The sequence below is a fragment of the Boseongicola sp. genome (assembly GCF_057460485.1).
The window spans coordinates 1-4,028 of sequence record NZ_JBVCWP010000325.1; the positions used below are offsets into that span (position 1 = coordinate 1).

Annotated in this window: 3 protein-coding genes and 1 pseudogene; 3 read left to right on the forward strand and 1 reads right to left on the reverse strand. The window is 57.2% G+C overall.

Going from position 1 to position 4,028, the window contains the following annotated elements:
* Window positions 1–279 (reverse strand): annotated as a pseudogene (locus AC221Y_RS21295) (kynureninase); the annotation flags it as partial.
* Window positions 280–327: 48 nt separating this feature from the next.
* Here AC221Y_RS21295 and AC221Y_RS21300 point away from each other — a divergent pair.
* From AC221Y_RS21300 to AC221Y_RS21310, 3 genes are all read left to right on the forward strand, one after another.
* Window positions 328–759: a methyltransferase family protein gene (locus AC221Y_RS21300; RefSeq protein ID WP_299753027.1), complete on the forward strand. Its 432-nt coding sequence runs from the start codon at window positions 328–330 to the stop codon at window positions 757–759.
* A 112-nt stretch (window positions 760–871) separates the two neighbouring features.
* The gene (locus AC221Y_RS21305) at window positions 872–2,443 is read left to right on the forward strand and encodes a Re/Si-specific NAD(P)(+) transhydrogenase subunit alpha (protein WP_299753029.1); all 1,572 of its coding nucleotides are present in this window, start codon (window positions 872–874) and stop codon (window positions 2,441–2,443) included.
* A gap of 17 nt (window positions 2,444–2,460) precedes the next feature.
* Window positions 2,461–3,939, forward strand: a complete 1,479-nt coding sequence (locus tag AC221Y_RS21310; protein WP_299753045.1) for an NAD(P)(+) transhydrogenase (Re/Si-specific) subunit beta — start codon at window positions 2,461–2,463, stop codon at window positions 3,937–3,939.
* Window positions 3,940–4,028: the final 89 nt, after the last annotated feature.

Below are 4,028 nucleotides of genomic sequence, written 5' to 3' on the forward strand. Positions count from 1 at the left end.
CAGCGCCTGATACACCTTGATCGTCAACGTATCGCCCAACACAACACTGCCATCAGGCGCGCCGATCAGGCGGCCCACGCGGTCACCAACGCGGCGTGGCATGGCCATCCACCCCGCACGGTTCCAGCCGGTAATCAGCATCTCTCCCCATTCGTCGCGCGCCATCGCCTCAAGTCGGGCAGGCACGGATTTCGGGAGGGGCCCAAGCGAATTCCCATCAAGGTAAATCATGCCCTTGGGAAGGTGGAAGAAACGGCGGGTCGCTTCAAAATCTGTCATGCGCAAAGCCCATAGCCGCAACAACCTTCCGACGCTAGGGTGGTGTCCATGAAATGGATTGATCTCCCGCCAGTTTGGACCGTCGCGGCATTACTGCTTACATGGAATGTGCCGCTTGCCGCGCCTTGGGGGACGGCATCTGTGCCCGGTTTCATCGCTTTAGGTTCAGCAGCCGCCTTGATCGCTGCGTCGCTTGTTGAGTTCGCACGGGCGCGCACTGCGGTTTTTCCGCGACAATCCCCTTCAGCTCTCATTACCACCGGCATATTCCGCCTTTCGCGCAATCCGATCTACCTTGCAGATCTCCTGATCCTCGCAGGCTTTTCCTTGATCTGGGGCAAATTGCTCGGATTTTTTCTTGTTCCGGTTCTTGCATGGGTCCTGATCCGACGTTTCATCACCGGTGAGGAAGCCCGCCTGACAACCGCATTTGGCGCGCAATATGAGGCATACATGTTCCAAACCCGGCGCTGGCTGTAAGGGCCGCAGGCGTTGCCGACGTTAGGGCATTGAGAAAATTTGGCGGTGCGATTAGACATCGCGATGAAACGATACAAGTCTGCTAACAACAATACAATTCAGGGGATAGTCCATGAAGATCGGAGCGCCAAAAGAAAGCGCAAGCGGTGAAGCACGGGTGGCGATGACGCCAGCCAGCGCCAAGGACCTGCAAAAACTCGGCTATGAGTGTATGATCCAGAAAGGCGCCGGCGAGGCCGCGGGCTTCTCTGATGCCGCCTACAAAGAGGCGGGCGTCGCTGTCGTCTCTGGTGCTTCCCTTTGGAAAGATGCCGAGATCGTCGCCAAGGTTCGCCCCCCCACAGATGCCGAAGCCAAAAAGCTGTCGGACAGGCAGACGCTGATTTCGTTCTTCTACCCGGCCGCCAACGATCAGCTTTTGCATACTGCCAAAGAGCAGGGCGCTAGCGTTATCGCAATGGACATGGTCCCGCGCATCAGTCGCGCACAAAAAATGGACGCGCTGTCGTCCATGGCCAATATCGCCGGCTACCGCGCTGTGATTGAAGCGGGAAACAACTTTGGTCGGTTCTTCACCGGTCAGGTGACAGCCGCTGGCAAAGTGCCGCCTGCCAAGGTTCTTGTTGTTGGCGCAGGCGTCGCAGGTCTTGCCGCTATCGGTACATCAACCTCGCTTGGCGCGATCACGCTGGCGTTCGACGTGCGCCCCGAAGTCGCTGAACAAATCGAGTCGATGGGCGCGGAGTTTGTCTACCTCGACTTTGAAGAATCCGCTCAGGACGGTGCAGCTACTGGTGGCTATGCCGCCGTATCATCGCCGGAATTCGCAGCCGCTCAGTTGAAGAAATTCCGCGAACTGGCGCCTGAAGTCGACATCGTCATCACCACGGCGCTGATCCCGAACCGCGATGCACCAATCCTTTGGACCAAAGAAATGGTCGAGATGATGAAGCCCGGCTCGGTCATCGTGGACCTTGCCGCGGAACGCGGTGGTAACTGCGAATTGACCGTCAAAGACGACAAGATAGTGACCAAGAACAACGTCACTATCGTTGGCTATACAGACTTCCCAAGCCGAATGGCAGCACAGTCCTCGCTGCTTTATTCCAACAACATCCGTCACATGATGACCGATCTTACGCCGGAAAGAGACGGCCAGGTCGTGCACAACATGGAAGACGATGTGATCCGTGGAGCGACCGTGACCAAAGGTGGCGAGATCACTTGGCCGCCCCCGCCGCCGAAAACGAAAGCCATCGCGGCTCAGCCGAAAAAAGACAAACCGAAAGACCTGACGCCCAAAGAGAAAAAGGCGAAGGAATCTGCGGCCTTCAAAGAAGCGACCAAGCAACAGGTCACTCTCCTGGCCGCCGGTGGCGCGCTTATGCTTCTGATCGGTGCCTTTGCGCCTGCCAGCTTCATGCAGCACTTTGTGGTGTTCGCGCTTGCCTGCTTCGTGGGCTTTCAGGTGATCTGGGGCGTCGCGCATTCGCTACACACGCCGCTTATGGCGATCACAAACGCCATTTCCGGCATCGTGGTGGTGGGCGCACTGCTTCAGGTCGGCTCGGGCAATATCATCGTGGTGCTTCTTGCGGGCATCTCAATCCTGATCGCGTCGATTAACATCTTTGGTGGATTTTTGGTGACACGCCGGATGCTCGCCATGTTCCAGAAATCTTAAGGGGGGGCGAGAAAATGTTGTCCAACGGACTTGTCTCTGCCGCCTATATAGCGGCCTCTGTTCTCTTCATTCTCGCACTTGGCGGGCTGCGGAACCAGGAAAGCGCGAAACGTGCGATCTGGTACGCCATCGTCGGCATGGGGGTGGCGATGGTTGCCACCATTCTGTCGCCCGGCGTCGGTAATCTTTGGTTGATCATTCTGACCGTCGGCGTCGGTGCCGTCGCTGGTGTCTATGTCGCCCAGCGCGTCAAGATGACCGAGATGCCACAACTTGTGGCCGCGCTTCACTCCTTCGTGGGTCTGGCGGCGGTCTTTATCGGCCTTAACGCGGACATCATGCTGACAGCTGTGAGCGAGATCAAAGCTGCAGGCATCGCGCTTTCGGACGCCGATCTTACCGCGTTTGGCGAGAAGCTGTGGAAGAAAGACGGCGTCGAAGTCGCGATCCTGAAGGTCGAGGTCTTCCTCGGGATATTCATCGGCGCGATCACTTTCACGGGCTCAATCGTGGCGTTTGGAAAACTTGCCGGAAAAGTTGATGGCAAGCCGAAGAAACTGATGCTGCCAAATGAAACTGCGCCGATCCGGTTCATTTCGGGTCACTATCTGAATGCGCTTTCGCTGATCATCTGTCTTCTCCTTGGCTTTGCCTACTTCACCGGTGCCGGTATCTGGACCATGGTGCTTGTTACCATGGTTGCAGGCTTCATCGGCTGGCATCTGATCATGGGTATCGGCGGCGCTGATATGCCGGTCGTTGTGTCGATGCTGAACAGCTACTCGGGCTGGGCAGCGGCGGCTATAGGCTTTACGCTAGGCAATGACCTTCTGATCGTGACGGGAGCGCTTGTCGGCTCGTCCGGCGCCATTCTGTCCTACATTATGTGTAAGGCGATGAACCGTAACTTTGTCAGCGTTATCCTTGGTGGCTTTGGCGGAGAAGCAGGCCCTCAGATGGCAGTCGAAGGTGAACAAATCGCGATCGACGCCGATGGTGTGGCATCGGCATTGAACGACGCCGACAGCATCATCATCATTCCGGGCTACGGCATGGCGGTGGCGCAGGCGCAGCAATCGGTCAGCGAACTAACCCGCAAGCTGCGCGCGCAGGGCAAGACGGTTCGGTTCGCAATCCACCCGGTCGCGGGTCGTTTGCCGGGACACATGAACGTGCTTCTGGCAGAAGCCCGCGTGCCCTACGATATCGTTTTGGAAATGGACGAGATCAACGAAGACTTCCCCAAAACGGACGTCGCCATTGTCATCGGCTCGAACGACATTGTGAACCCGGCGGCACAGGACGATCCAAACAGCCCCATCGCCGGAATGCCGGTTCTGGAGTGCTGGAAAGCCAAGCAGGTTTTTGTGTCCAAACGGGGGCAGGGCACCGGGTACTCAGGCATCGAGAACCCGCTTTTCTTCAAAGATAACACGCGCATGTTCTACGGCGACGCCAAGGCTTCGCTCGACACACTGCTACCAAAGATCGACTAAGGGTGCAGACCAAATCAGAAACGAAAGGCCCGCCAATTTGCGGGCCTTTTTTGTGACGCGGATGAGTATACCCATGCGGTTCGATTGAC

Coding starts and splice junctions, on each gene's coding strand:
- AC221Y_RS21300 (WP_299753027.1), top strand. CDS start 328: ATGAAATGGATTGATCTCCCGCCAGTTTGGACCGTCGCGGCATTACTG.
- AC221Y_RS21305 (WP_299753029.1), top strand. CDS start 872: ATGAAGATCGGAGCGCCAAAAGAAAGCGCAAGCGGTGAAGCACGGGTG.